This window comes from Jiangella sp. DSM 45060 (assembly GCF_900105175.1).
Lineage (GTDB): Bacteria > Actinomycetota > Actinomycetes > Jiangellales > Jiangellaceae > Jiangella.
Map to the genome: position 1 here is coordinate 5,561,013 of NZ_LT629771.1, position 25,394 is coordinate 5,586,406.

The window sequence follows — 25,394 nt, forward strand, 5'->3', positions numbered from 1 at the left end:
GTGACGAACCACCCGCGAGCAGGACAGCCCGCCGCCCCCGAGGACCTCGTCGACGTACCCCAGTTGGTCAGGGCGTACTACTCCACGCATCCCGACCCCGCCGACGCCGGGCAGCGGGTCGCGTTCGGCACCTCCGGGCACCGCGGCTCGTCACTGGCCGCGGCGTTCAACGACGACCACATCGCCGCCACGGCGCAGGCGATCTGCGACTACCGGGCCGCGAACGGCATCGACGGCCCGCTGTTCCTCGGCAAGGACACCCACGCGCTGTCCGAGCCGGCGTGGGCCACGGCGGTCGAGGTGTTCGCCGCCAACGAGGTGACGCTGCTGGTCGACGGCGACGAGCGGTACACGCCGACGCCCGCGGTCTCGCACGCGATCCTCACGTACAACTCCGTGCCGGGACGGCGCCGCGCCGACGGCGTCGTCGTCACCCCGTCGCACAACCCGCCCTGGGACGGCGGCTTCAAGTACAACCCGCCGGACGGCGGCCCGGCCGGGTCCGAGATCACCGGCGCCGTCCAGGACGCCGCCAACCGTTACCTCGAGCACGGACTGCACGGTGTGCGGCGCATGCACCTCGCGTCGGCGCGGGCCGCCGACACGACGTCGACGTACGACTTCCTCGGCGCCTACGTCGACGACCTGCCGTCGGTGGTCGACATCTCCGCGATCAGGGAGGCGGGGGTGCGCGTCGGCGCCGACCCGCTGGGCGGCGCGTCGGTCGACTACTGGGCGGCCATCGCCGAGCGGTACGGCCTCGACCTCACCGTCGTCAACCCGCTGGTCGACCCGACGTGGCGGTTCATGACGCTGGACTGGGACGGCAAGATCCGCATGGACTGCTCGTCGCCGTACGCCATGGCGTCACTGATCACGCGGCTGTCCGAGGGTGCCGAGTTCGCCGTCGCCACCGGCAACGACGCCGACGGCGACCGCCACGGCATCGTCACGCCCGACGGCGGGCTGATGAACCCCAACCACTACCTCGCCGTCGCCATCGACTACCTCTACCGCCACCGCGCCGACTGGCCGTCGGCCGCCGCCGTCGGGAAGACCCTGGTCAGCTCGTCGATGATCGACCGCGTCGCGGCGTCGCTGGGCCGTCCGCTGCTGGAGGTGCCGGTCGGGTTCAAGTGGTTCGTGCCCGGGCTGGTCGACTCCTCCGTCGGCTTCGGCGGCGAGGAGTCCGCGGGCGCGTCGTTCCTGCGCCGCGACGGCCGGGTCTGGACCACCGACAAGGACGGCATCATCGCCTGCCTGCTGGCCGCGGAGATCATCGCGGTGACGGGCTCGTCGCCGAGCGAGCACTACCGCCGGCTGACGTCGGAGTTCGGCGACCCCGTCTACGCGCGGGTCGACGCGCCCGCCACCCGGGAGCAGAAGAAGGCGCTCGGCGCGCTCTCGCCGGACCAGGTGACGGCGACCGAGCTGGCCGGCGAGCCGATCACCGCGAAGCTCACCCGGGCGCCGGGCAACGACGCCCCGATCGGCGGCCTCAAGGTCACGACGGCGTCCGGCTGGTTCGCCGCGCGGCCGTCCGGTACCGAGGACGTCTACAAGATCTACGCCGAGAGCTTCCAGGGCCCGGACCACCTGGCCCGCATCCAGGCCGAGGCGCGCGCCGTCGTCGACAATGTGCTCGGATAGTCAGCGCCCTTCCGCGACGCGGCGGCCGGTGCCGGACTGCCAGTACAGCACCGACCGGCCGGACCGGCGGCGCTCCAGCAGCCCGGCGTCGGTGAGCACGCGCAGGTGGCCGGAGATCGTCGCCAAGGACAGCCCGGTCGTCGCGACCAGCGACGTGGTGCTGACGGGCTCGGCGGCCGCGGTCAGGACGCGGGCGCGGTTGCGGCCGAGCAGGCGCACCAGCGGCTCGTCCGCGGTCGCGGTGGCCGCGAAGATGCCGGTGACGGGGTACACGATGGCGTAGCGCTTCGGCGGCAGCCAGCTGACGTGCACCCGCTGGCTGTGGGTGGCGATGAACAGCAGGTCGCAGCCGCGCACGTCGGTCACCGGGTAGTCCCAGCGGTTGATCTGGATCCGGCCGTCGCCGAGCCACCGCACGTCCGGCCCCAGCCCGCGGAGCACCCCGGACCACCCGTGCTCGCTGAGCCGCGACGTCCGCGACACGATGTCGGCCTGCAGCAGCCTGACCCGCCGCGGCCACTCCGGCTCGACCGTCGTGGTCCAGATCCAGCGCAGCAGGTCCGCCGCCGCGGCCGCCAGCCCGCGCGTCTCGACCAGCACCGGAGGCAGCGGCGTGCGCACGAAGCCGAGGTCGGCGCGGATGCGGTCGTCGGACAGGGCGAGCAACGGCTCCAGCTCGTCGCGCAGCTCGAGGTCGGGCGCCGACGGCGGGACGGTGAAGAAGTCGGCCAGCCAGCTGCGCCCGAACGCGCTGTCGACGATCGCCGCCCACACCGGGTGCGCCGCCAACGCCGCCTGGTAGGCCGGGCCGTGCGCGTCCTTCCACGGCCGGAACCACGGCTCTGCCCGCCCGTGCAGCAGCCGCAGCGCCGACACCGTCTCGGTGAGCTGCGACGTGCCGAACCGGGCGTTCGCGAGGGTGTCGGCATCGACCAGGAACTCGGACAACGTTTCGCCTCCACCCGAAACTGTAGGCGGCGGCCGAGCGGGCGTCGATGCTGCTCGGCATGGCCACCTACCGGGCGATCTTCGCCAACCGCGAGTTCCGCAACCTGTGGTTCGGCAGCGCGTTAGGCAACGCGTCGTCGACGATGACCAGCTTGACGCTGGCGATCCTGGTCGACGAGGCGACCGGTTCGGCGCTGCTGGCGGCGATGATCATGTTCGGGCCGTCGCTCGCCCAGGTGCTGGGGGTGTCGACGCTGATGTCCGCGGCCGACACCGCCCGGCCGCGGCGGCTGCTGACGCTGCTCTCCGTCCTCACGGCGGTCGCGGCCGGGCTGCAGGCCGCGCTCGACCTCTCCGCCGGTCAGCGGCTGGTGCTCGCCTTCGCGGTGGCCTACGGCCTCTCGATCGGGGCCGGAGTGCGCTGGGGGCTGCTCGGCGAGGTGGTGCGCACGGACCAGTTCGTCCTCGGCCGGTCCGCGATGAACCTGTCGGTCGGCGCGATGCAGATCGCCGGCTTCGGCGTCGCAGGCGTCCTGCTGCAGGTCGTCAGCCCGCCGGCCGTCCTGTGGATCGCGACCGGCTGCGCCGCCGTCGCCGTCCCGGTCATCCGGTTCGGCCTGCGCGATCGTCCGCCGCGCCGGCTGGCCCGCACCGGTCTCGCCGAGACCTGGCGCGGCAACCGCCGGCTGCTCGCGCAGGCCCGGACCGGGCCGCTGCTGCTGGCGCTGACGGTCCCGAACGGCCTGATCGTCGGCTGCGAGGCGCTCTTCGTCCCGTACGCGGGGGCACAGGCGGGCTGGCTGCTGGCGGCGGGCGCGGCCGGCATGATGGCCGGCGATCTGGTCGTCGGCCGGCTGCTCAGCCCCGGCGGACGCCGGATCGCGGGCCGGGTGCTCCGGTTCGTCCTCGCCGTGCCGTTCCTGGGCTTCGCGTTCGACCTGCCGATCGTGGTGCTCTGCGTGCTGGTCGCGGTCGGCAGCAGCGGCTATGCGGCGTCGCTGGCCCAGCAGGAGGTGCTGGTGGACCTGACGCCGGAGGAGCTGCGCGGCCAGGTGCTCGGCCTGGAGTCCGCGCTGCGGATGACGACATTCGGCGTGGTGGCGATCCTCGCCGGCGCGCTGGCCGACCTCACTGCGGCCGGCCCGGCGATGACGGCGTGCGCGGCCGCGTCGCTGCTGGTGTCGGTGGCGCTGTCGCCTCCGCTGGCCCGGGTCATGGCCCCCGTTAGCCTGGTGGCGTGACCGATGCGCAGCTCGCCCAGGCGCTGCGGTCCTGGCGGCGGCGGGTCACGCCGGCCGCGGCCGGACTGCCCGACGCCGGTCCGCGGCGGCTGCCCGGCCTGCGGCGCGAGGAGTTGGCCGTGCTGGCCGGCATCTCCGTCGACTACATCGTCCAGCTCGAGCAGGGCCGCGCCCGGAACCCGTCGCCGCAGGTGCTGGGCGCGCTGGCCCGTGAGCTCCGGCTGAGCGTCGCGGAACGCGACACCCTCTTCCAGCTCGCCGGCGTGCGGCCGCCGCCGTCCACCGGGCTGGTGCCGCGACGCGTCGGGCCGGGCACCGCGCGGGTCCTGGACCGGCTGCACGACACGCCCGCCGCCGTCTTCACCGCGAGCTGGGATCTCGTCCGTGCCAACCCGCCGTGGGTCGCCCTGATCGGCGACGCCGCGGGCGGCGAGACGAACCTCGTCCGGCACCATTTCGCTGGACGCCCGAGCCCGGTGCGGCACACGGCCGGCGAGCACGAGCGGCTCGGCCGGGAGCTGACGGCCGATCTGCGCCGTGCGGTCGCGACCTATCCGGACGACGCGGGGCTCGCGGCGCTGGTGGCGGAGCTGCGTGCGATCAGCCCGGACTTCGCGGCCTGGTGGGACGACTTCGCGCTGCCGCCGCGGGTGGCCGGGCACAAGACCGTCGACCACCCGGTGGTCGGGCCGGTGACGCTCGACTGCGACGTGTTCTCCGCGCTCGAGGGCGACCTGCGCATCGTCGTGTACTCCGCGGCGCCGGGCAGCGAGGACGCCGCCCGGCTGGACCGGCTGCGCGCGGGCGCGGCGGACCCCTCCCGGCCGGGTGGGCCTCCAACCCTACGGCCGGGCGCCGACAACCGCTCAGGGCCTGAGCCCGACGAGCCGGGCGCTCTCGTGCCAGAGCCGCTCGACGCGGTCCGGGTCGGTGGTGTGCGCGGCCGTCGGCACGACCCGGCGCCTGACGTAGAACCGTCCGGACACGCCGTCGACCTCGGGGGCGGTCGCCAGCCAGAGCGGGGTGTCGGCGCCCGTCTCGGTGCCCGGCGCGAACCGGCCCAGCACCGAGCCGAACACCCGTAGTGCTCCGCGGTCGTGACGGTTCAGCCGGCCCCCGCTGATGATGCCCGGATGCGCACCGTTGACCGTTGTGGCGGTGCCGTAGAGCCGCCGCGCGAGGCCGTACACGAACATCGCGTTCATGTTCTTGGTGCGCCCGTAGGCGGCGAACGGGCGGACGCTCGGCGGCCAGCCCAGGCCCCGTCCGGTCTCGGCGTTGAGGTCGTCGAGGTCGACGGGGACGCGGCGCAGTCCGCTCGGCGAGCCCCCGACGACGACGAACCGGCGCGGCCGCGGGCTCGGCCGTTCCGCGAGGGTGCGCAGCAGCAGGTACGGCGCGAGATGGTTCGTCGCCAGCGAGCGGTGCAGGCCGGCCGGCGTGCGATCGTCGAGCGGGGCGATGACCGCGGCGTTGCTCACCACGATCGACGGGTCCCGCGCGGCCAGCCGGCCGGCCAGGGCCCCGGTCTCGTCCAGGTCCGCGAGATCGACCGCCTCCACGCGCACGTCGACGCCCGGCGCCAGCCCGGCGATGTGCCGCCGGGCCGCCTCCAGCCGGCCGCGGTCGCGCGCGACGAGGACCACGTCCAGGCCGCGGCCGGCCAGGCCGATCGCGATCTGCTGCCCGATGCCGGAGTTCGCCCCGGTGATCACCGCGAGTGTCATGCGTCCAGGCTGCGCCGGCCCGGCCCTGGGCTCCCAGGTACCGGGAGTACCACCCGTCAGGTCACGGGGCGGGCCAGTACCGCGACCCGTCGGCGGCCCGCTCGACCAGGCGCAGGTCGACCAGCAGCCGGCGCAGCGCCACCGGCTCGTCGCCGAGGGCGCTCAGCTGTGTGGTCAGCTCGCGCTCGGTGTACGCGTCGCGGCGCGGCAGCGCGGCCATGATCAGGCGGCCCAGCTCGGCCTTGAGCCCGTCGTCGGCCGGGATGGTGGCGACGCGGCCGTTCTTCAGGCAGCCGTCCAGCCGCGGGAAGTCCGCCGCCACCCGACCCACCGGAGTGGACGACGCCCCCTCGGCGGCCGCCGCCCGGATCGGCCCGAGGTCGGCGCTCAGCCCCGCGTCGTCGCGGCGGACCAGCCCGGCCCCGCCGAGCACCGCCAGCGCCCGCTGCACGTCCCGCTCGGACAACCCGGCCCGCGCCCCGATGCCGGCGACGGTGTGCGCGCCCGGCGCGGCGCAGAGCGCGCCGAGGACCGCCACGCGCTTCGGGTCGCCGAGCGCGCTGAGCAGTTCGGTGGTCATGGGCGCACGGTAGGCGCGCGGCGGCGTCCGCCGCACCTGGATTTACTCGCAGAGCGACTGCACGTACTCCGGCGGCCGGCCGGACCGCTCCAGCAGGACGGTCTCGGGCACGCAGGGCTCCGTCGCCGCTTCCTCGGCGCAGGCGTAGAGGTAGGGCGTCGCGCCGGTCTCCTCCGCCTCGCGCATGGCCGCCTCGATCCGCTCCACGCACTCGGGCGAGACCGTGGCGTCGGCGGGCACCGCCCGCGGCGTCGGGGTCTGTGGCGGCGGGTCGGGCCGGTAGTCGCTCCAGCCGGTCGGCTCGGACGTCCACGACGCCACCTGGAGCGCGGCGGCGATGGCGAGCGAACCGCCGACCACGACGCCCAGGATCGCCCGCCCGCGATGCATCGGCACAGAGTACAGCGCCGGACTAGTCGCTCGGCGGCGTCGAGACGATGGTCGGCCGCTCATCCGGGTCGCGGGGCGGCCCCAGCTCGCACAGGACGGCGGTCAGGGTCGCGCCTCGGCCTCGCGCATGGCCGCCTCGTACTCGTCCCGACACTCCGGCGACATCTGAAAGTCCGACGGCATCGGCTGGTCGGGAACAGCGGTCGGTGCGGGTTCGTCGACGCCGTCCCAGCCGGTGGGCGCGGACGTCCACGACGCCACCTGGAGCGCGGCGGCGACGGCGAGCGAACCGCCGACCACGACGCCGGCGTGCTATCGTGAAAACACACGATCGAACACGTTCGCACAGAAGGGCACGCACATGCTGGCGGCCGAACGGCAGGCGCTCATCCTGGACGACGTCCAGCTGCGCGGTGCTGCCACGGTCGGCGAGCTGGCGGTCCGGTTCGGCGTCTCCGAGATGACCATCCGCCGCGACCTCGACGCGCTGGTGGCCCGGGGTGCGCTCGACAAGGTGCACGGCGGCGCCACGTCGAGACGCTCGCCCAGCACCGACGAGCCCGGGTTCCGCACCAAGCAGCTGCGCCAGCAGGCCGAGAAGGAGGCCATCGCGCGGGCCGCCGCCCGGCTGGTCGAGCCGGGGTCGGCGGTCGGGCTGTCTGCCGGCACCACCACCTGGACGCTGGCCCGGCAGCTGCGCGCCGTCCCGCGGCTCACCGTCGTCACCAACTCCATCCGCATCGCCGACGAACTGCACGACGACGACCGCACCGGCCTCGACGTCGTGCTGACCGGCGGGGTGCGTACGCCGTCCGACGCGCTGGTCGGGCCGGTGGCGGTGTCGTCGCTGCTCCAGCTGCACCTCGACGTCGTGTTCCTGGGGGTGCACGGCATCGACCCGCACGCGGGCTTCACCACGCCGAACCTGCTCGAGGCCGACACCGACCGCGCGCTGGTCGCGGCCGGCCGGCGGCTGATCGTCGTCGCCGACCACACGAAGTGGGGCACGGTCGGCATCAGCACCATCGCCCCACTCGACGGCGCCGACGTGCTGGTCACCGACGACGGCCTGCCCGCCGACGCCCGCGACGCCATCGCCGACCGGGTCGGCGAGCTGATCCTCGCTCCTTCCACGATCGGACCGTCATGAAACGCACCACGGCGCGGCTGGCCGACGGCCGCGAGATCATCTACTTCGACCGGCGCGACGACGCGACGCACCGGCTCGACGATCCGCGCGACCTCCCGCCGGTCAGCACCACGTCGCAGCTGCGCTACGACCCCGTCCTGGCCGAGTGGGTGGCCATGGCCGGGCACCGGCAGACCCGCACGTTCCTGCCGCCGAAGGACCTCTGCCCGCTGTGCGCGTCCACGCCGGAGCGGCCGACCGAGGTCCCCAGCAGCAGCTACGACATCGTCGCGTTCGAGAACCGCTTCCCCAGCCTGTCGACGCACGCCACCACCACCGAGACCGGCACCGAACTGGTCCCGGTCCGGCCCGGCACCGGCCGCTGCGAGGTCCTGGTGTTCAGCAGCGACCACAACGCCTCGTTCGCCACGCTCGAGCCCGAGCACGCGCGGCTGGTGGTCGAGGCCTGGGCCGACCGCAGCGCCGAGCTGTCCGCCGTCCCCGGCGTCGAGCAGGTGTTCTGCTTCGAGAACCGCGGCCAGGAGATCGGCGTCACGCTGTCGCACCCGCACGGCCAGATCTACGCCTACCCGTACGTCACTCCGCGCACCGCGCGCATGCTGCAGTCCGCCCGCGAACACCAGCAGCGCACCGGCCGCAACCTGTTCGCCGACGTGCTCGCCGAAGAGCGGGCGGCGGGCACCCGCGTCGTCGGGCAGACGCAGCGGTGGACGGCGTTCGTGCCGGCCGCGGCGCGCTGGCCGGTCGAGGTGCACCTGTACCCCCACCGCCGGCTGGCCGGCATCGGCGACCTCGACGACCACGAGCGCGACGAGTTCGTCACGCTCTACCTCGACGTCCTGCGCCGGTTCGACGCCCTCTACGACGCGCCGCTGCCCTACATCGCCGCCTGGCACCAGGCGCCGGTGCGGACCGGCCACGACCTCGCCTACCTGCACCTGCAGGTGTTCTCGGTCAAGCGGGCGGCCGACAAACTGAAGTACCTGGCCGGGTCCGAGTCGGGCATGGGCGCGTTCATCACCGACGTGCTGCCCGAGGACGTCGCGGCCCGACTCCGGGAGGTCCGGTGAAACTGCTGGTCACCGGCGGCGCCGGCTACATCGGATCGGTGGTGGGCGCGCAGCTCGTCGCGGCCGGCCACGAGGTGGTGGTGCTCGACAACCTGCTCACCAGCCACGAGGACGGCGTGCCCGACGGCGCCCGGTTCGTGCGCGCGAGCATCGACGACGCCGCCGAGGTCGTCGATTCCAGCTTCGACGCCGTCCTGCACTTCGCGGCCCGGTCGCTGGTCGGCCAGTCGGTCGCCGAGCCCGAGCTGTACTGGTGGAACAACCTCGTCGGCTCGCTGCGGCTGCTCGACGCCATGCGGGCGGCCGGCGTGCGGCGGCTGGTGTTCTCGTCGACGGCGGCCACCTACGGCCAGCCCGCGGTCAGCCCCATCACCGAAGACACCCCGGCCGTGCCGATCAACCCGTACGGCCAGAGCAAGCTCGCCGTCGACCACGCGCTGGCCGGCGCGGCACGGGCGTACGGGCTGGCCGCCGTCAGCCTGCGTTACTTCAACGTCGGCGGAGCGCTGGGCCGGCACGGCGAGCGGCACGACCCCGAGACGCACCTCATCCCCAACGTGCTCATGGTCCCGGCCGGCCGCCGCGCCGCCGTCGACGTGTTCGGCACCGACTACCCCACGCCCGACGGCACCGCCATCCGCGACTACCTGCACGTCGAGGACCTCGGCCGGGCGCACCTGCTGGCGCTCGACTGGACCGGCGCCGACGACGCGGCCGGGCAGCACCGCGTCTACAACCTGGGCTCCGGCACCGGGTACTCCGTCCGCGAGGTCGTCGAGGCCGTGCGGCGGGTCACCGGGCACCCCGTGCCCACCACCGACAGAGAACGGCGCGCCGGCGATCCGCCGGTGCTGGTCGCGTCGGCCGAACGCATCGCCGCCGACCTCGGCTGGCGGCCGCGGCACGGCCTCGAGCAGATCGTGGAGGACGCGTGGACGTTCCTGCAGCGGTGAGCGAGCGCACGGGCTCCGCGCCCGGCCGCGTCAACCTCATCGGCGAGCACACCGACTACAACGGCGGCTTCGCGCTGCCGCTGGCCATCCCGGCCCGCACGACGGCGCGGGTGCGCACGCGCACCGACGGCCAGGTCGTGGCGACCTCCACCGCGCCGGGCACCGAGCCGGCCCGGTTCGCCGTCGACAGCTCCCCCGGCGACGTCACCGGCTGGGCCGCGTACGTGGCCGGCGTGTTCTGGGCGCTGCGCGATGCCGGCCACGACGTCCCGGGCGCCGACGTCCACGTCGACAGCACCGTTCCGGCCGGCGCCGGGCTGTCGTCGTCGCACGCACTCGAATGCGCCGTCGCCGTCACCCTGAACGACCTCCATGGGCTGGGCCTCGACCGCACCACGCTGGCGCTGCTGGTGCAGCGGGCCGAGAACCACTACGTCGGCGCGCCCACCGGGGCCATGGACCAGATGGCGTCGCTGTACGGACAGGACGGCCACGTCATCCTGTTCGACGCGCGGGCCATGACGGCCGAGCCGGTGCCGTGCGACCTCGCCGCCGCCGGGCTGAGCCTGGTCGTCTTCGACACCCGGGTGCACCACGAGCACGTCGACGGCGGCTACGGCGCGCGCCGGGCCAGCTGCGAGGCGGCCGCGAAGCTGCTGGGCGTCGAGACACTGCGCGAGGTGCAGGACGACCCGGTCGACGACGTCCTGGCTCAGCTCGACGACGACGTCATGGTGCGGCGGGTGCGGCACGTGCTCACCGAGAACGCGCGGGTCCTCGACACCGTCGCGCTGCTGCGCGACGGCCGGGCCGGCGACATCGGGCCGCTGCTCACCGCCTCGCACGCCTCCATGCGCGACGACTACGAGATCACCGTGCCCGAGGTCGACGCCGCGGTCGAGGCGGCGCTCGGCGCCGGCGCGCTGGGTGCCAGGATGACCGGCGGCGGCTTCGGCGGCTCGGTCATCGCGCTGGCCGCCACGGCCGACGAGGCGCGCGTCGGCGACGCCGTCCGGGCCACGTTCGACCTGCGGGGCTACCCGGCACCGTCCGTCTTCACCGTCCGCCCGGCCGCGGGCGCCGGCATCGAGGAGCACCAGTGAACCCCAGCGGTTTCCAGATCGAGCTGGCGCACGGCGCCTACACCGCCGTCGTCACCGAGGTCGGCGCCACCCTGCGCGAGCTGCGCCACCACGACCACGCGCTGGTCGTGCCGTTCGGGGCCGACGAGATCCGGCCCAACTTCCGCGGCGCGGTGCTGCAGCCGTGGCCCAACCGCGTCGCCGGCGGCGCCTACACCTTCCAGGGCGACGAACGACAGCTGCCGCTCACCGAGCCCGACCGCGGCAACGCGCTGCACGGGCTGGTCGCATGGGCCCGCTGGCAGGTCGCCGCGCAGAGCGCCGACACGGTGGAGCTGACCCACCAGCTGGTCCCGTTCACCGGTTATCCGCACCCGCTCGACCTCCGGGTGCGCTACGCCCTCGACGACGCCGGCCTGCACTGGACCGTCGCCGCCACCAACACCGGCGCCGGCCCGGCGCCCTACGGCACCGGCCCGCACCCCTACCTCGTCGCCGGCGCCGGCCGCGTCGACGACTGGTCGCTCGAGTTGCCCGCCGCCGAGTACCTCGCGGTCACCCCCGACCGCCTGCTCCCGGCGGGCGTCGAGCCGGTCGACTCGGCCGGGTTCGACTTCCGCACGCCGCGGCGGCTGGGCGACATCTTCATCGACCACGCCTTCACCGCGCTGGCGCCCGGCGCCGACGGCGTCACGCGCGCGGTCGTCCGTGCCGACGACGGCCGCGGCGTGGTGTGCTCGTGGAACGTGGCCGAGTGCCCGTGGGTGCAGATCCACACCGCCGACCGCCCCGGCGAGGCCGGCCACCGCATCGGCCTGGCCGTCGAGCCGATGACCTGCCCGCCCGACGCGTTCAACTCCGGCACCGACCTCGTGGTGCTCGAGCCGGGCCAGACGCACGCGACCACCTGGACCATCGCTGCGCTCTGAGGGGGTGCCTTCCGCTCAGCGGCAGACCGGCGCGAAGGTGAACTCGTTCGTCACGACGCGCTGGCCGCGGTCCTTCAGCGTGTGGTCGGCGTCGATCTCGAACACGTCGAGCAGCGGGCCGCTGTTGAGGTCGAACTGCAGCCGCTCGAGATCCGTCGTCCAGGAGAAGTCGCCGTAGCGGCCGTCCGACACGTCGACACGGCGCACGTCGTCGACGTACTCCCGGCCGGTCGGGGTCGCCATCGTGAACGTGCGGCGCACCCGCGAGCCGTCGGCCAGCGTCAGCTCGACGGTCGTCGCCGGGTCCTTCGACGGCAGGACGTAGTGCAGGCCGCTGGTCCGCGCGCGCAGCCGCTGGCGGCCCTCCACTGTGAACGTCGCGTCCATGAACAGCGGCTCGTCGCCGGCGCCCGGCGCGACCAGGTCGTAGGCGCCGCCCGCCATGCGCACGCGCAGCTCGGGACCATCCAGTTCCACCACGACGTCCTCGATGACGTGCGCCGCCGGGTCCAGGATCGGGTAGAACAGCGGCGTCACCGAGCCCCAGAACTCGCCCTCCATCGGGCCGCACCCGGTGTCGGGCGCGACACCGGCGGCGTGCCGGTCGTCGGCCGGGCCGTCGTAGTCGACTGCGAGCGTGATCCGGCTCGGCAGATGCGTGGCGACGATCGAGTTCGTGGCCCGGTCGAACTCCGTCAGCCGCCACTGCGACCGCGCCTGCCGCGAGTACGTCACGGTGGCCGGTTCGGTGTCGACGACGAGCGGCTTCGGCACCCCCGCGGACGGCGGCAGCTCCCGGTCCAGCGCTCCGGCGCCGGCGGCCGCGGCGGCGGACGGGACGGCTGCCACGGCGGGCGCGGCGGCCGCCACGGCGGCGACGGTGCAGAGCGTGGTCAGCAGTGCACGGGTCCTCATGGACCCACAAGCTAGGGTCGCCGGGCGAACGCCGGGCGGGGCGCACGTGGCCGTTCGATGGCCAGTCGCCGACAGGAGTCAGTGGCCGACGGCGCGGGTGGCGAACGCCTGGCCGACGCGGAAGCCGAGGCGCTCGTAGAGGCGGCGGGCGACGTCGTTGTCGGCGTACATGCCGAGCGTGACGGCCTGCGCGCCGGCGGCCAGAGCGGCGCGCGTGACGGCGGCGGTGACGTCGGCGCCGTAGCCACGGCCGCGGTGGGATGGGTGGGTGGCGATCGCCTGCAGGTGCCAGACACCGGGACGCTGGTCGCGTTCGGCGGCGCACGCCACCAACGTGCCCGACGCGTCGCGCAGCCCGAACCACGTGCGCACGTTCGGGTCGCCCGGCTGCGCCGACGTCCGCGGCGACGACACCCGCAGCAGCTCGGCGAGGTCGGCGTCGTCGGCAGGACCGAGCGGGCGCACCGCCTGCTCACCCGGCCGCGGCGCAGGCGCGGACGTCGTCCAGAACCAGTCCCAGTCGTCGCCCGCCCCGAGCGGCGCCGCCACGTACGGCAGCGCACCGGCCGGGACCACGAGGCGCGGCACCGGCGCCACCTCCAGCGCCGCCGTCGCCAGCCGCCCGGCCTCGGGCTCGGGGCCGACGGCGACCAACGCGAGTCCGCGCCGCCCCCGCACCGTCCAGCCGACGGCGCCGCCCAGCGACCAGGCGCGCTCGAACCCGCCCTGGTGGTGGTCCCAGCGCACGACGGGGTGTCCCCCACTCGCCGCCACCAGCGCGGCGTGATCGGGCAGCTCGACGAGCGCGGAGGTCAGCACCGAATCAGGGTAACGACGCTGTCGAGTGAGAGGATCGCGGGCATGACGACTCCCGAACCGCACGCCTTCGCCCGCGACTGGCTGGCCGCCTGGAACGCCCACGACGTCGAAGCGGTGCTGCGGCACTTCCACGACGACGTGGTGTTCACGTCGCCGGTGGCGGCGCGGGTGCTGCCCGAGACCGGCGGGGTCCTGCGCGGCAAGAACGAGCTGCGCCGCTACTGGACCGAAGGGCTGCGGCAGATCCCCGACCTGCGGTTCGCCGTCGAGGCGGTCTACGCGGGCGTCTCGGCGCTCGTCATCACCTACCGGAATCAGAACGACGTGCTGGTCAACGAGGTGCTGATCTTCGACGGCGACCGCGTGCGCGAGGGCCACGGCACCTACCCGGGCGACGACCCGAACCCGGCCGGAGCACGCGGCTGACGCCGAGTTGCGGCCCCGGAGGTGCGATCAAGAAATCCATCGGTTAGCCTCCCCTAAGTAAGGCGAAGCAACCTTCACACGGGGACTCGATGACCATCGCGACCACCGAGCGTGCCGTCCGGCGCGCCGCAGACGTGCCGTCCTGGCGCCCGTTCCGGGTGACCGTCGCGCGCGTCCAGCAGCTCACGCCGTGCTTCCTGCGCATCACCTTCACCGGCGGCGACCTCGACGAGTTCGGTCACGACGGCCCCGACCAGCGCATCAAGCTCTACCTGCCGAAGGCCGGCCGGGCCCTGCCGGACGCCGGTGACGGCGACTGGTTCGCGCGCTACCGGGCCATGGACCCTGAGGTCCGCGGCGCGCTGCGCACGTACACGATCCGCGCCGTCCGCCCGGCACAGCGCGAGGTCGACGTCGACTTCGCCCTGCACGGCGACGCCGGCCCGGCCTCGGCCTGGGCCGCCCGCGCCGTCATCGGCCAGGAGGTCGCGCTGATCGGCCCCAACCGGCTCTACGGCGCCGACTGCCAGGGCCACGAGTGGAGCCCGCCGGTCGACGTCAGCGACGTGCTGATCGCCGGCGACGAGACGGCGGTCCCCGCGGTGTGCGGCATCCTCGAGCGGCTGAGGGGCACGCTCGATCCCGGCGCGCGCGTGCAGGTGTTCCTGGAGGTCCCCGACGCCGGCGACGTGCTGCCGCTGCTGGCGCCCGACCAGGCCGAGATCACCTGGCTGTCCCGCCGCCGCCCCGACGGCACCGTCGCGGCCAACGGCGAGCTGCTGGTCGACGCGGTGTGTGCGGCCGAGTTCGGCCGGGGCGCCCGGGCCGCCGCGCTGGACGCGAGCGCCGTCGACACCGTCGACATCGACCTCGAGGTGCTGTGGGAGGTCGCCGCGGCGGCCGGCAGCAGCGCCTACGCGTGGATCGCGGGCGAGGCCGGCGCCGTCAAGACGATCCGCCGGCACCTGGTGCGCGAGCGCGGCATCGACAAGGGCGCCGTGTCGTTCATGGGCTACTGGCGCACCGGCCGCTCGGAGAGCTGACCCTCAGCGCAGCCGCACCACGCTGCCGGTGAGCAGCTTGGCCTCGTCGGAGACGACCCAGGCGATGACCTCGGCCACCTCCTCGGGGGTGGCGACGTGGGTGTGCTCGCGGCTGGACTCGACGGCGGCGCGGACGTCTTCGGTGACCCAGCCGGTGTCGGTGACCGGCGGGTAGACGATGTTGGCGGTGACGCCGTACGCCGCCAGCTCGACCGACGCGGACATGGTGTAGTTCTCCTGCGCTGCCTTGGCCGCGCCGTACGACACCTCGTCGGGGAAGCCGTGCTGGCCGCCCGACGTCAGCCCGACGATGCGTCCCCAGGTGCCGCCGCGGGCGACGTGGCGGCGGGCGAACTCGGCGATCAGCAGCGCCGGTGCCATGGCGTCGACGCCGAACTGCTGCCGGAACGTCTGCTCGGTGACCTGGGTCATCGGCCGGCCGAACCGGTCGGTCGCGGCGGGCGCGAAAGTGTCCTGGACCCACCCGCTGGCGTTGTTGACGAGGACGTCGACCGGCCCGAGGTGCCGCTCGGCCTCGTCGAACAGCCGTCGCGGCGCGGCAGGGTCGGTGAGGTCGGCCTCGACGGTGTGCGCGCGGGCGCCCGCGGCCTCGACGGCGGCGACGACCTCGGTGGCGTCGGCGGCGCGGGCCCGGTTGTACGCCTCTTCCTGTCCCTCGGCGTGGCCCGGCCGGAAGAACGCCACGAGCACGTCCATGCCGCGCTTGCCGAGGGCGACGGCGGTGGCGGCGCCGATGCCGGCGTTGGCTCCGGTGACGATGGCGACGTGCGGCGTGATCTCGTTCATCCGCCCATCCTCACGAGGGACGGCGGACCAGCGCCACCAGTTTCTTCGGCGCCAGGAGGCAGTAGCTCTCCGTCATCAGCTCCGCGACTTCGGTCCAGTCGACGTCGTCGACCAGCGCCAACACGACGACGTCGCGGCCCCAGCGGGCCTTGAAGAACGGCGGGCCGCCCGCCACCAGCGCGTCCAGCTCTTCCTCCGCCGCACGGAACGTGAGCACCGTCACCTCCTGGTCGGCGCCGACCACCCGGGCGTATGCCGCATCGGTGTCGGGCACGACGGTGAGCACGTGCGCGAACGTGCGCCCGCGCACCCGCCACCGCGTACCCACCCACGCCTGCTCCTCGTAGGCGTCGGGCAGACCCATGCAGATGTCGCGCAACGCCTCGACGAACTCTTCGGGCACGTCGTCGTCGTGCTGGATCATGCAGCGAGGCTAGCCGCCGCCTCCGACACCCACTTCGGGCGCGGCGGCGGGACGGCGGCGCGACGGCGGCGCGACGGTGCAAGCCAGACGAGGCCGCGCGGCGGGACGTGCCAGCCAGACGAAGCCAGGCGGCTGCGGGAGGGCGCCGGGCCGGCGGTGCTGGTCGATCGGCAGCAGCGAGAGTGTGTCAGTGCCCGCCCGTAGGGTGGGCACCCTCCCTAGATGTGATGTCCGGGGAGGTTGTGCCGCTCGGTGTTGGTGAGCCTGGCTGACAGGTGAAGGCCTCCGGTTGTGAAGTGGAGCTGTCTAGTTCACCGCTTCATCGACCGGAGGCCCTCGTGTCCCACGCTAACGCTGCTCTGACCCCGCGTGCCCGTCTGCGGCTGGCTCGGCTGGTCGTCGATCGTGGCTGGACCTACGTCGCCGCGGCCAAGATGTTCATGGTCGCTGCGCGCACCGCGAAGAAGTGGGCCGACCGCTACCGCAGCGAAGGTGCCGCGGGGATGGCCGATCGTAGCTCGCGGCCGCACTCGAGCCCGACCAGGACCACGCCGGAGGTGGTGCGGCGGATCGTGCGGCTGCGGTGGCGGCATCGGCTTGGTCCGGTCCAGATCGCTGGCCGGCTCGGGATGCCCGCGTCGACCGTGCACGCGGTGCTGGTGCGGTGCCGGATCAACCGGCTCGCCCGTATCGACCGGGTCAGCGCTGAACCGTTGCGCCGCTACGAACACCCGCACCCGGGCTCGATGATCCACGTCGATGTGACCAAGTTCGCCCAACATCCCCGACGGCGGCGGGCACCGCTTCCTCGGACGCCAGCAAGGCGACAAGAACCGAGAAGCCACGGCGAACAGGACCGGGCAGCGCAACCACCGCCACGACCCTCGCACCGGCACCGCGTTCGTGCACACCGTCGTCGACGACCACTCCCGCGTCGCCTACGCCGAGATCTGCACCGACGAGAAAGCCACCACCGCGATCGGCGTGCTGCACCGCGCGGTGGCCTGGTTCGCCGACCACGACATCACCGTTGAACGGGTGCTGTCCGACAACGGCAGCTGCTACCGCTCCCACGCCTGGCGCGACGCCTGCACCGACCTCGGCATCGTCCACAAACGGACCCGGCCCTACCGGCCGCAGACCAACGGCAAAATCGAGAGATTCCACCGCACCCTGGCCGACGGCTGGGCCTACGCACGCCTCTACGAGTCAACCGACCAGCGCAACACAGCCCTGCCCGGCTGGCTGCACTTCTATAATCACCACCGCCCCCACTCCGCCATCGGAGGCCAGCCACCGATCACCCGGCTGACCAACCTCCCTGGACATCACACCTAGAGGGGCGGGTCATACCTACGACGGCGCGGCGAACGGCCGCAAGAGCCCGCCGCTGACCGCGCACGCACTGCACCCACGCCGAACGCCCACCGCATCCGCCGCTCGGCAGCGACACGGCGCCGGGCCGAGGATGCCAGTCGATCGGCAGCGGCGAGAGTGTCAGTGCCCGCCCGTAGGGTGGGCACCCTCCCTAGAGGGGCGGGTCATACCTACTACGGCGCGGCGAAGGGCAGCAAGAGCCCGCCATCAGCCGAGCACGCTCCGCACCCCGCCGAACGGCCACTGCACCCACGCCGAACGCCCACCGCATCCGCCCATCGGCACACGCCAGCCACCGCCGGCCGGACACGCACCGCAGCCACAGGTCGGCGCATCACCGACCACCGAAGGCGGGCGGGCCGAGCCTCAGCCGCGGGCGAGGGCGTGCTGCACGTCCGCCGTCCGCTCGTGCAGCTCGCGATACAGCGGGAACAGCCGGTCGTACACGGCGGCGTCGGCGGGGTCGGGGGCCACCGTGACGCCGCCGCGGTTCCAGAGGTCGTCGCGGGAGGCGGCGCCGATCGCCACGGCCGCGAACTTCGCGTCGCCGTAGGCGGCGCCGACCGTCACCGGGGGGACCTCCTGCGTCACCCCGGCGGCGCTGCTGACGATGCCGGTCCAGAGGTCGCCCTGGGTCCCGCCGCCCACCGCGACCACCCGCGAGGCCTCGACCCCGGCGGCGGCGAACTCGGCCAGGTTGTGCCGCACCCCGAACGCGGTCGCCTCCAGCAGCGCCCGGTAGACGTGCTCGGCGCCGTGGCGCAGGGACAGCCCGGCCAGCACACCACGCGCGTCGGGGTCGGCGAACGGGGTGCGCTCGCCGTCGAAGTACGGCAGCGCCAGCAGGCCATCCGAACCTGCGGGCACCTCGGCCGCCGACGCCAGCAGCGACGCGTACGGCCGGCCACCGGTCAGCGAGCGGAACCAGCCGGTGATCGACCCGGAGCTGGCCATGCCGCCGGCCAGCGTGTGCACGCCCGGATGCTGCCCGGCCGTGCCCCACAGCTGCGGATGGGCGACCGGCGTGGCCGTGACCGCGATGAAGAACATCGTCGAGCCGTACATGATCATCACGTCGCCGGGACGACGGACGTCGACGCTCTCGGCCTCGGCCCAGGCGTCGATGGTGCCGACGGCGACCGGCGTGCCCTCGCGCAGCCCCGTCGCGGCCGCCGCGGGCGCCGTCACCGAGCCCGCGATGTCCGTCGGCCAGCGCAGTGACGGCAGCGCCAGCCCGGGCGCCACGACGTCGGCCCACTCCGGGATCCACTCGCCGCGGTGCCGGTCGTACAGCGGCTGCGCCTGGTTCGCCGAGTGGTGGTCGAGGACGTACTCGCCGGTCAGCTTGTACACGACGTAGCCGTTGGCCATGAAGAAGTACCGGGTCCGGGCCCACACGTCCGGCTCGTTCTCGCGGATCCAGGCCAGCTTCGGCCCGGCCGACTGCGACGACAGCCGCGACCCGCACCGCTCCAGCACGGCGTCCTCACCCAGCCGCGCCGACAGCTCGCCGGCGAGACCCACCGCCCGGGTGTCGACGCCGTAGAGGACGGCCGGCCGCAGCGGCACCCCGTCGGGCCCGGCCACCAGCACCGTCGGCCCGATGCCGCTGACGCACACGGCGCCGATCGACGCGGCCGGGAACCGCGCCGTCAACCGCCGGCTCAGCTCGCACACGTCGGACCACCAGACGGCGTCGGCGTCCTGCTCGACCCAGCCCGGCCGCGGCCGCTGGGTGTCGTGCTCGACCACCTCGACGGCGACGACGTCACCGCCGGGCGACGCCAGGACGGCCTTGCTGCTGGCCGTCCCGATGTCGATCCCGAGGACGAACTCGGCCATCAGCCGCCCAGCCGCTGGAAGTCGACGTCCAGCTGCCGGCAGACCTGCTCGAGCTCGGCCACGTAGTCGCCCGGCACCGCGTGGATGTGGTTCGCGCCGAACCGGGACAGGAACTCGTCGGCCGGGACGTCCATGCGGGTGAACGCGTGCGGCCACTCGAACGTCGACTGCCGCGCCAGCTGCTCGTTGACCTCGTCGCCGTAGTCCTCGAACGCGCCGCGCACCACCTGCATGCGGTAGCGGCCGCTGTGCCGGGTGAGCCGGGCCAGCGTCATGTCGCCGGGTGCTGCGATGTGGTGCACGGACGCGCCGCCGGCCGGGAAGAAGAACACCTCCGGGTACAGGTGCACGCGGCGCAGGTTCTCCGCCGGGTCGTCGCTGCGGGCGGCGTACCAGGTGGCGTGCTGGCCGGAGTTGGCCATGTCCCAGATGTCGCGGTCGGCGTGGTAGTGCCGGACGTCGGCGAAGAGCACGGGGTCGCCGGAGATCAGCTTGAGGATCTGCATGGTCAGCGCGGCGTCCATGTCGGACTCCGTCGCGGTGACGTGGGTCGGCTTCGGGCCCTCCCAGTCGTACGGGTCGTTGAGGAACGCCTCGGTGACGTCCATGGTGGTGAAGTGCGTCGTCAGCTCCGGCTGGCCCTTGATGCCGGAGAAGTCGAGGTTCCACTCGTCGATCAGCTCACGCACCGCGTGGTACGAGCGGATCTGCCGCTCCAGCAGCTCGGGCGTCAGCTGCTTGCCGTCGTAGTGGACGTTGGCGTGCTTCTCCAGCCACTCCCGGCCCTCACGGGCGCGGGCCGGCGACACCAGCTCGGACCGGCGGACGATCTCCCACTGGTCGATCTCCTCGACGTCGACGCCGAACGTGGACAGCCACTGGTCGGTGTTGGCGACGGCGGTGTACATGCCCATCGGGCGGCCGCCGAACCGGCCGAACGTGCTCCCTCGCAGCCCGCCGACGGCCTGGGCGGCGCGGACGTGGACGAGCAGCCGCTCCAGCGTCGCGGGGTCGGCGACGTCGCCCCAGACCCGGCCGTGCACGCGGCCGATCTGGTCCAGCGAGCCGCCGGCGGCCAGCATGCCGACCATGCCGGGCTGGACGGGGTCGATGTTCGACAGCAGCACCAGCGGCCCCGGCGTCGCGTCGGCGGCGAGCATGGAGAAGTGCGGGAACGCCCACACCGAGTAGTTGAAGATGGTGAGGTCCGGCCGCGCCTCGGCGACCAGCCGGGCCTGGCTGGAGGCCAGCGCGTTCGACGACACCAGCTCGGGCGCCCGCACCACCTCGTGCCCGGCGCCCTCCAGCGCCGCGGCGATCGCGTCCTCCGACGAGCGAGCCCAGTCCGCGATGTCGCGGTGCACGAAGTCGCGTCCGTCGGAGATCGTCAACAGGCCGATACGTGCCACGAGGCCACTCCCATCACGTCGTCCACAAGCAGAAATCGATTGCCCACACGCTAGGCGAGGGCGCTCCGGACTGTCAACGGCGCGCCACCGTCGCGACCAGCCATGTCCGGCCATTTCGGCATTCATCCTGACCAGAGTGTTGACCGCTCCGTTGCACAGGGTTAACCTCTCCGTCACAGCAAGCAATCGATTGCTGAGGAGTGGACATGGCACCGCCACCCGGTCACCCACCCGGCCGCCGATCCGGGCTCCCGCCCGGTCCCGGCCCCACCCCCGCGTCCCTCACCGCCGAACACCCCGAACGCCCGGCCGGGCAGCCCGAACGCCCGTCCCGGCGGCGCTTCCTCGGCCTCTCCGCCGCGCTCACCGGCGCGGTCGCCGCTCCCAGCCTGCTCGGCGCGTGCGGCGGCACGAGCACCGCCTCGGGCTCGGAGCCGCTGCAGTTCTGGAACTTCTACGCGCCCGCACCCAGCGAGGACCCGTCCCTGCTGGCCCGGGCCGCCTGGATGCACGACACCGTCGACCGCTGGAACGCCGAGAACGAGCAGCAGATCGAGCTCGTCTACGCACCGGTCCTCGGCAGCGAGAAGCTGGCCACCGCGTTCTCCGCGGGCGAGGGCCCGGACATCTTCCTGATCAGTCCCGGCGACATCGCCCGGTACCTCAACGGGAACATGCTGGCCGAGCTCACCCCGCACCTGACGCGGGAGGCGGTCGACGACTTCTTCGCCGACAACCTGGCCACGCGCATGATCGGCGACAAGGTCTACGCGCTGCCGATGGAGATCGAGCCGCTCGCGCTCTACTACAGCCGGCCGGCCTTCGAGGCGGCCGGGCTGTCCGAGGGCGACCTGCCGGCCGGCTGGGACGACCTCGTCGCCGTCAGCGACCGGCTGGTGTCGGCCGGCCAGGGCGGGCTGGTGTTCCCAACGGCACAGGACTACTACCAGAACTTCGTCTGGTACCCGTGGATGTGGCAGGGCGGCGGCGAGGTCATCGCCGGCGACGGGCGCAGCGGCTTCGACTCCGACGGCGCCGTCGACGCGCTTCGGCTGTGGAAGGAGACCGTCGACCTCGGCATCACGCCGCGGGTGCCGCCGGCCTCCAACGACCTCGTCGTCGCGTTCTCGGAGGGCTACGCGTCGGTCTGGCAGTCGGGCATCTGGTCGATCCAGGACTTCGAGCGCAAGGCGCCGGACTTCGACTACGGCGTCATCCCGCTGCCCGTCGCCAACGGTGGCGAGCCGGCCACCGTGCTGGGCGGCTGGGCGTTCGCCGCCAACGCCAAGGGCCGCAACCCCGACGAGGCGGCCCGGTTCTGCGCCTGGGCGCTGGGGTCGACCGACGATGACGGCGTCGCGCGGGTGGCCGACTGGTGCATCGACGCCAAGCGCGATATCTCGCCGCGCCGGTCCAGCCTCGAGCACGGCAGCCGGGCCGGCGGCTACGACCACGAGTTCATGCGGCTGTTCCGCGACGAGATCTTCCCGTCCGGACGCGGCGAGCCGCGCTACCCGCCGGTGATCTACAAGGCGGTGTCCGACGCCATCCAGTCCTGCCAGCTGGCCGGCGGTGACCCGGAGGACCAGGCCGCGACCGCGGCCCAGGCCATCGACGCCTATCTCACCACCTACGAGGGGGTGGACCTCGCATGAGCACCTCCGCCACCAGCGCGGCGCCGGTGTCGACGTCGGCCGGTGCGTCCGCCGGACGGGACGGCGCGACCTCCCGCACCCGCTCCGACCGCGCCCGCCGCGAACGCCGGGCCGCCTACCTGTTCATGGCGCCCAACCTCATCGGCCTGACCGTGTTCGTCGCGATCCCGATGCTGCTGTCGATCGTGCTGGCGTTCTTCCGCGTCGACGGCTTCGGCGGCTACGACTTCGTAGGGTTCGCCAACTTCCAGCGGATGTTCTCCGACCCCTACTTCGTGTCCAGCCTCGGCCGCACGCTGCTCTACCTGGTGGTGATGGTGCCCGGCCTGTTCCTCTCCGGCCTGGGCCTCGCCCTGCTGGTGCGGCACCGGTTCCCGCTGGTGGGGCTGTTCCGCACCGCGCTGTTCGCGCCCAACGTCGTCAGCCTGGTGGTCGTCGCGCTGATCTGGCAGTTCCTGCTGACCGACGACGTCGGCTTCATCGCCCGGCTGCTGGACGGCGTCGGAGTGACGGCGCCGTCGTGGCTGGGCGACCCCGCGTTCGCGCTGCCCACCGTCATGATCATCACGATCTGGTTCTCGATGGGCTACTACATGCTGATCTTCCTGGCCGGCCTGCAGGACATCCCGCGGGAGTACTACGAGGTGGCCAGCATCGACGGCGCCGGGCCGTGGACGACGTTCCGCCACATCACCTGGCCGCTGCTGAAGCCGACCAGCTTCTTCATCCTGCTGACGTCGACGATCGCGGTGATGACCGGCGGGCTGGACCTGCTGGTGATCCTGACCGGCGGCGGCCCGGCCAACTCGACCACGCTGATCATCTACTACGTGTACCAGCAGGCGTTCGTCTACGGCGAGTTCGGCTATGCCGCCGCGATCTCGTCGTTCCTGGTCGTGATCCTGCTGGCGTGGTCGGCGCTGCTGTTCGCCCTGACCAAGGGAGGCCGATTCACCCATGCCCAGTGAGACCGCCACCCTGTCCCGTCCCGTCGCCCCCGCCGGCCGGCGGATGTCCTGGCGGCGCCGCCGGTCGGCCACCCTGTTCGTCGTGGTGGGCGTCATCACCATCCTGACGGTGTTCCCGCTGGTGTGGATGTTCACCAGCTCGTTCAAGGGCCCCGACGAGGTGCTCAGCACCGATTTGCTGCCGTCGGCGCCCACCGTCGACAACTTCGACTACGTGTTCTCGTCCGCGCCGTTCGGCCGGTACCTGTTCAACAGCTTTGTGGTGTCGGCGACGGTCACCGTGGTGGCACTGTTCTTCCACTCGATGGCCGCGTACGCCCTGGCCCGGCTGCGCTTCCCCGGCCGCGACGCGATCTTCCTGGGCATCTTCTCGACGCTGCTGGTGACCGCGCCCGTGGTGCTGGTGCCGCTGTTCCTCGTGGTGCACCGGCTGGGGCTGCTGAACAGCTACGCCGGGCTGATCCTGCCGGCCATCTTCAGCGCGTTCGGTATCTTCCTGCTCCGGCAGTTCTACCTGGCCATCCCGGCCGAGCTGGAGGAGGCGGCCGTGCTGGACGGCTGCGGCTACTGGCGCATCTACTGGTCCATCATCCTGCCGCTCAGCAAGTCCATCTTCGCCGCGCTCGCGGTGCTGTTCTTCCTGGCCAACTGGAACGCGTTCCTGTGGCCGCTGGTCGCGACGACGGACTCGGACCTGCAGGTGGTGCAGCTGGGCATCGCCAGCTTCCAGGACCAGAACACCGTCGACTGGCAGTACGTGCTGGCCGCGGCCACGGTGGCGGCGGTGCCGACCCTGCTGGCGTTCGCGATCTTCCAGCGCCGCATCGTGGAGTCCATCAAGACCTCCGGCATGAAGTGACCCCCGTTCGATGACAAAAGGAGTTGTCCCCGTGCTCGACGACCCGACCGGCCTGCAGTCGCTGGCCCGCCGCTCGTCCCGCGTCAGCCGCTCGATCAGTGCCGAGAACCCCTCCGGCGAGAAGGGCCGCGGTGGCATGGCCACCGAGGGCACCGGCGCCCGGGCGGCCGGCGCGCTGGGCCAGGGCTGGAAGATCTCGCCCAGCATCAGCATCGCGCCCGGCGAGACCGCCCTGCTCGGCGAGATCGACGGGCCCGGCGTCATCACGCACGTCTGGTGCACCACCGCGCCGCACCGCGCGTGGCGGAGCACCGTGCTGCGGATGTACTGGGACGGCGCCGAGGCGCCGGCCGTCGAGGTGCCGCTGGGCGACTTCTTCTGCCAGGGCTGGAACACGTTCAGTCAGGTGTCGTCGCAGACCGTGGCGGTGAACCCCAACGGCGGCTTCAACGCCTACTGGCCGATGCCGTTCCGCACCGCCGCCCGCGTGACGCTGGAGAACGTCTCGGCCGAGGAGGTCATCCTCTACTACCAGATCGACTACGAGCTGGGCGACGTCGCCGACGACGCCGCCTACCTGCACGCGCAATGGCGGCGCAGCCACCCGGTGCCGCGCGGCGAGGTGCACACCGTCCTCGACGGCGTCGAGGGCGCCGGGCACTACGTCGGCACCTACCTGGCGTGGGGCGTCAACGACCCCGGCTGGTGGGGCGAGGGCGAGCTGAAGTTCTACCTCGACGGCGACGACGAGTTCCCCACCATCTGCGGCACCGGCACCGAGGACTACTTCGGCGGCGCCTGGAACTTCGACGTCCCCGAGCAGGGCTACACCACGTTCACCACGCCGTACCTCGGCCTGCACCAGGTGCTGCGGCCGGACGGGCTCTACGTCAGCCAGCAGCGGTTCGGCATGTACCGCTGGCACGTGCTGGACCCGGTCCGGTTCGGCGCGGACCTGCGGGTCACCGTCCAGAGCCTCGGCATCGGCCCGGGCCACCACAACGGGCTGCCGCACCGGTACCGGCCGACCAGCGACGACATCGCCTCGACCGCGCTGTTCTACCTCGACGCGCCGGCACTGGACCGGCGCCCGCCCGCGCCGGACCTCATGGCCATGGAGGTGGACTGAC

General features: G+C 73.2%; 24 protein-coding genes and 2 pseudogenes. 15 read left to right on the forward strand and 11 right to left on the reverse strand.

Annotated elements, in window-relative coordinates; translation table 11 throughout:
* Positions 1-1,650: a phosphoglucomutase (alpha-D-glucose-1,6-bisphosphate-dependent) gene (gene pgm / locus BLU82_RS24745; protein ID WP_092623653.1), complete on the forward strand. Its 1,650-nt coding sequence runs from the start codon at positions 1-3 to the stop codon at positions 1,648-1,650.
* Here the strand turns inward: pgm and BLU82_RS24750 are convergent, their stop codons facing one another.
* Positions 1,651-2,598, reverse strand: a complete 948-nt coding sequence (locus BLU82_RS24750; protein ID WP_092623654.1) for a helix-turn-helix transcriptional regulator — start codon at positions 2,596-2,598, stop codon at positions 1,651-1,653.
* A 59-nt stretch (positions 2,599-2,657) separates the two neighbouring features.
* Between BLU82_RS24750 and BLU82_RS24755 the strand changes: the two genes are divergently transcribed.
* Both BLU82_RS24755 and BLU82_RS24760 read left to right on the forward strand, forming a co-directional pair.
* Positions 2,658-3,839, forward strand: coding sequence for an MFS transporter (locus BLU82_RS24755; RefSeq protein WP_157741246.1), 1,182 nt, complete (start codon positions 2,658-2,660; stop codon positions 3,837-3,839).
* Positions 3,836-4,624: pseudogene (locus BLU82_RS24760) on the forward strand (helix-turn-helix domain-containing protein); the annotation flags it as partial. The gene BLU82_RS24755 and the pseudogene BLU82_RS24760, both read left to right, overlap by 4 nt.
* Positions 4,625-4,705: 81 nt before the next feature.
* On the opposite strand, the gene BLU82_RS36440 reads toward BLU82_RS24760, so the two are convergent.
* From BLU82_RS36440 to BLU82_RS24780, 4 genes are all read right to left on the reverse strand, one after another.
* On the reverse strand, positions 4,706-5,566 hold the full coding sequence (locus BLU82_RS36440) for an SDR family NAD(P)-dependent oxidoreductase (protein ID WP_092623656.1): 861 nt from the start codon (positions 5,564-5,566) through the stop codon (positions 4,706-4,708).
* 61 nt (positions 5,567-5,627) lie between these two features.
* A complete protein-coding gene (locus BLU82_RS34435; protein ID WP_157741247.1) occupies positions 5,628-6,146 on the reverse strand; it encodes a DUF2087 domain-containing protein in 519 nt (172 codons plus the stop codon).
* A 42-nt stretch (positions 6,147-6,188) separates the two neighbouring features.
* A complete protein-coding gene (locus tag BLU82_RS24775; protein WP_157741248.1) occupies positions 6,189-6,536 on the reverse strand; it encodes a hypothetical protein in 348 nt (115 codons plus the stop codon).
* Between the two features lie 102 nt (positions 6,537-6,638).
* Positions 6,639-6,836, reverse strand: coding sequence for a hypothetical protein (locus BLU82_RS24780; protein ID WP_092623658.1), 198 nt, complete (start codon positions 6,834-6,836; stop codon positions 6,639-6,641).
* A 61-nt stretch (positions 6,837-6,897) separates the two neighbouring features.
* Here BLU82_RS24780 and BLU82_RS24785 point away from each other — a divergent pair, with 61 nt between their 5' ends.
* Genes BLU82_RS24785 through BLU82_RS24805 form a run of 5 tightly spaced genes read left to right on the forward strand, consistent with a single transcriptional unit; the run spans position 6,898 to position 11,720 of the window.
* Positions 6,898-7,686, forward strand: a complete 789-nt coding sequence (locus tag BLU82_RS24785; RefSeq protein WP_092623659.1) for a DeoR/GlpR family DNA-binding transcription regulator — start codon at positions 6,898-6,900, stop codon at positions 7,684-7,686.
* A complete protein-coding gene (gene galT, locus BLU82_RS24790; protein ID WP_092623660.1) occupies positions 7,683-8,756 on the forward strand; it encodes a galactose-1-phosphate uridylyltransferase in 1,074 nt (357 codons plus the stop codon). Before BLU82_RS24785 ends, galT begins: the two co-directional genes overlap by 4 nt.
* Positions 8,753-9,709, forward strand: coding sequence for a UDP-glucose 4-epimerase GalE (gene galE / locus BLU82_RS24795; protein WP_092623661.1), 957 nt, complete (start codon positions 8,753-8,755; stop codon positions 9,707-9,709). The genes galT and galE overlap by 4 nt, the downstream gene beginning before the upstream one ends.
* Complete coding sequence (gene galK / locus BLU82_RS24800) at positions 9,706-10,812, forward strand: galactokinase (protein ID WP_172885698.1); 1,107 nt, start codon at positions 9,706-9,708, stop codon at positions 10,810-10,812. The genes galE and galK overlap by 4 nt, the downstream gene beginning before the upstream one ends.
* On the forward strand, positions 10,809-11,720 hold the full coding sequence (locus tag BLU82_RS24805) for an aldose 1-epimerase family protein (RefSeq protein ID WP_092623662.1): 912 nt from the start codon (positions 10,809-10,811) through the stop codon (positions 11,718-11,720). The genes galK and BLU82_RS24805 overlap by 4 nt, the downstream gene beginning before the upstream one ends.
* Before the next feature lie 15 nt (positions 11,721-11,735).
* On the opposite strand, the gene BLU82_RS24810 is transcribed toward BLU82_RS24805, so the two are convergent.
* Together BLU82_RS24810 and BLU82_RS24815 are read right to left on the reverse strand one after the other, a co-directional pair.
* A complete protein-coding gene (locus BLU82_RS24810; protein ID WP_092623663.1) occupies positions 11,736-12,635 on the reverse strand; it encodes a hypothetical protein in 900 nt (299 codons plus the stop codon).
* Between the two features lie 78 nt (positions 12,636-12,713).
* Positions 12,714-13,454, reverse strand: coding sequence for a GNAT family N-acetyltransferase (locus BLU82_RS24815; RefSeq protein WP_157741250.1), 741 nt, complete (start codon positions 13,452-13,454; stop codon positions 12,714-12,716).
* Between the two features lie 42 nt (positions 13,455-13,496).
* Between BLU82_RS24815 and BLU82_RS24820 the strand changes: the two genes are divergently transcribed.
* Both BLU82_RS24820 and BLU82_RS24825 read left to right on the forward strand, forming a co-directional pair.
* Complete coding sequence (locus BLU82_RS24820) at positions 13,497-13,880, forward strand: nuclear transport factor 2 family protein (RefSeq protein WP_092623665.1); 384 nt, start codon at positions 13,497-13,499, stop codon at positions 13,878-13,880.
* An 89-nt stretch (positions 13,881-13,969) separates the two neighbouring features.
* The gene (locus BLU82_RS24825; protein ID WP_092623666.1) at positions 13,970-14,923 is read left to right on the forward strand and encodes a siderophore-interacting protein; all 954 of its coding nucleotides are present in this window, start codon (positions 13,970-13,972) and stop codon (positions 14,921-14,923) included.
* A 3-nt stretch (positions 14,924-14,926) separates the two neighbouring features.
* Here the strand turns inward: BLU82_RS24825 and BLU82_RS24830 are convergent, their stop codons facing one another.
* Together BLU82_RS24830 and BLU82_RS24835 are read right to left on the reverse strand one after the other, a co-directional pair.
* Positions 14,927-15,730, reverse strand: coding sequence for an SDR family NAD(P)-dependent oxidoreductase (locus BLU82_RS24830; RefSeq protein ID WP_092623667.1), 804 nt, complete (start codon positions 15,728-15,730; stop codon positions 14,927-14,929).
* Positions 15,731-15,740: 10 nt separating this feature from the next.
* Complete coding sequence (locus tag BLU82_RS24835) at positions 15,741-16,154, reverse strand: MmcQ/YjbR family DNA-binding protein (protein WP_092623668.1); 414 nt, start codon at positions 16,152-16,154, stop codon at positions 15,741-15,743.
* Between the two features lie 338 nt (positions 16,155-16,492).
* Here BLU82_RS24835 and BLU82_RS24840 point away from each other — a divergent pair.
* Positions 16,493-17,492 (forward strand): annotated as a pseudogene (locus tag BLU82_RS24840) (IS481 family transposase).
* A 405-nt stretch (positions 17,493-17,897) separates the two neighbouring features.
* Here the strand turns inward: BLU82_RS24840 and BLU82_RS24845 are convergent.
* Positions 17,898-19,373, reverse strand: a complete 1,476-nt coding sequence (locus BLU82_RS24845; protein WP_092623669.1) for an FGGY-family carbohydrate kinase — start codon at positions 19,371-19,373, stop codon at positions 17,898-17,900.
* On the reverse strand, positions 19,373-20,782 hold the full coding sequence (locus BLU82_RS24850) for an L-fucose/L-arabinose isomerase family protein (RefSeq protein ID WP_092623670.1): 1,410 nt from the start codon (positions 20,780-20,782) through the stop codon (positions 19,373-19,375). Before BLU82_RS24850 ends, BLU82_RS24845 begins: the two co-directional genes overlap by 1 nt.
* 206 nt (positions 20,783-20,988) lie before the next feature.
* On the opposite strand from BLU82_RS24850, the gene BLU82_RS24855 reads away from it, so the two are divergent.
* From BLU82_RS24855 to BLU82_RS24870, 4 genes are read left to right on the forward strand one after another with little or no spacing between them, the layout of a single operon-like run.
* Positions 20,989-22,437 carry an ABC transporter substrate-binding protein gene (locus BLU82_RS24855; protein ID WP_092623671.1) on the forward strand — a complete coding sequence of 483 codons (1,449 nt, stop codon included), beginning with the start codon at positions 20,989-20,991 and terminating at the stop codon, positions 22,435-22,437.
* Positions 22,434-23,405 carry a carbohydrate ABC transporter permease gene (locus tag BLU82_RS24860; RefSeq protein WP_092623672.1) on the forward strand — a complete coding sequence of 324 codons (972 nt, stop codon included), beginning with the start codon at positions 22,434-22,436 and terminating at the stop codon, positions 23,403-23,405. The genes BLU82_RS24855 and BLU82_RS24860 overlap by 4 nt, the downstream gene beginning before the upstream one ends.
* 43 nt (positions 23,406-23,448) lie before the next feature.
* Positions 23,449-24,264 (forward strand): carbohydrate ABC transporter permease, encoded by an 816-nt coding sequence (locus BLU82_RS24865; RefSeq protein WP_092626250.1) that lies wholly within the window; start codon positions 23,449-23,451, stop codon positions 24,262-24,264.
* Positions 24,265-24,274: 10 nt separating this feature from the next.
* A complete protein-coding gene (locus tag BLU82_RS24870; RefSeq protein ID WP_092623673.1) occupies positions 24,275-25,393 on the forward strand; it encodes a glycoside hydrolase family 172 protein in 1,119 nt (372 codons plus the stop codon).
* The last annotated feature ends 1 nt before the right edge of the window (position 25,394 follow it).

Coding starts and splice junctions, on each gene's coding strand:
- BLU82_RS24755 (WP_157741246.1), top strand. CDS start 2,658: ATGGCCACCTACCGGGCGATCTTCGCCAACCGCGAGTTCCGCAACCTG.
- BLU82_RS36440 (WP_092623656.1), bottom strand. CDS start 5,566: ATGACACTCGCGGTGATCACCGGGGCGAACTCCGGCATCGGGCAGCAG.
- BLU82_RS34435 (WP_157741247.1), bottom strand. CDS start 6,146: ATGACCACCGAACTGCTCAGCGCGCTCGGCGACCCGAAGCGCGTGGCG.
- BLU82_RS24775 (WP_157741248.1), bottom strand. CDS start 6,536: ATGCATCGCGGGCGGGCGATCCTGGGCGTCGTGGTCGGCGGTTCGCTC.
- BLU82_RS24785 (WP_092623659.1), top strand. CDS start 6,898: ATGCTGGCGGCCGAACGGCAGGCGCTCATCCTGGACGACGTCCAGCTG.
- galT (WP_092623660.1), top strand. CDS start 7,683: ATGAAACGCACCACGGCGCGGCTGGCCGACGGCCGCGAGATCATCTAC.
- BLU82_RS24810 (WP_092623663.1), bottom strand. CDS start 12,635: ATGAGGACCCGTGCACTGCTGACCACGCTCTGCACCGTCGCCGCCGTG.
- BLU82_RS24820 (WP_092623665.1), top strand. CDS start 13,497: ATGACGACTCCCGAACCGCACGCCTTCGCCCGCGACTGGCTGGCCGCC.
- BLU82_RS24825 (WP_092623666.1), top strand. CDS start 13,970: ATGACCATCGCGACCACCGAGCGTGCCGTCCGGCGCGCCGCAGACGTG.
- BLU82_RS24830 (WP_092623667.1), bottom strand. CDS start 15,730: ATGAACGAGATCACGCCGCACGTCGCCATCGTCACCGGAGCCAACGCC.
- BLU82_RS24835 (WP_092623668.1), bottom strand. CDS start 16,154: ATGATCCAGCACGACGACGACGTGCCCGAAGAGTTCGTCGAGGCGTTG.
- BLU82_RS24845 (WP_092623669.1), bottom strand. CDS start 19,373: ATGGCCGAGTTCGTCCTCGGGATCGACATCGGGACGGCCAGCAGCAAG.
- BLU82_RS24855 (WP_092623671.1), top strand. CDS start 20,989: ATGGCACCGCCACCCGGTCACCCACCCGGCCGCCGATCCGGGCTCCCG.
- BLU82_RS24860 (WP_092623672.1), top strand. CDS start 22,434: ATGAGCACCTCCGCCACCAGCGCGGCGCCGGTGTCGACGTCGGCCGGT.
- BLU82_RS24865 (WP_092626250.1), top strand. CDS start 23,449: ATGTCCTGGCGGCGCCGCCGGTCGGCCACCCTGTTCGTCGTGGTGGGC.
- BLU82_RS24870 (WP_092623673.1), top strand. CDS start 24,275: ATGACAAAAGGAGTTGTCCCCGTGCTCGACGACCCGACCGGCCTGCAG.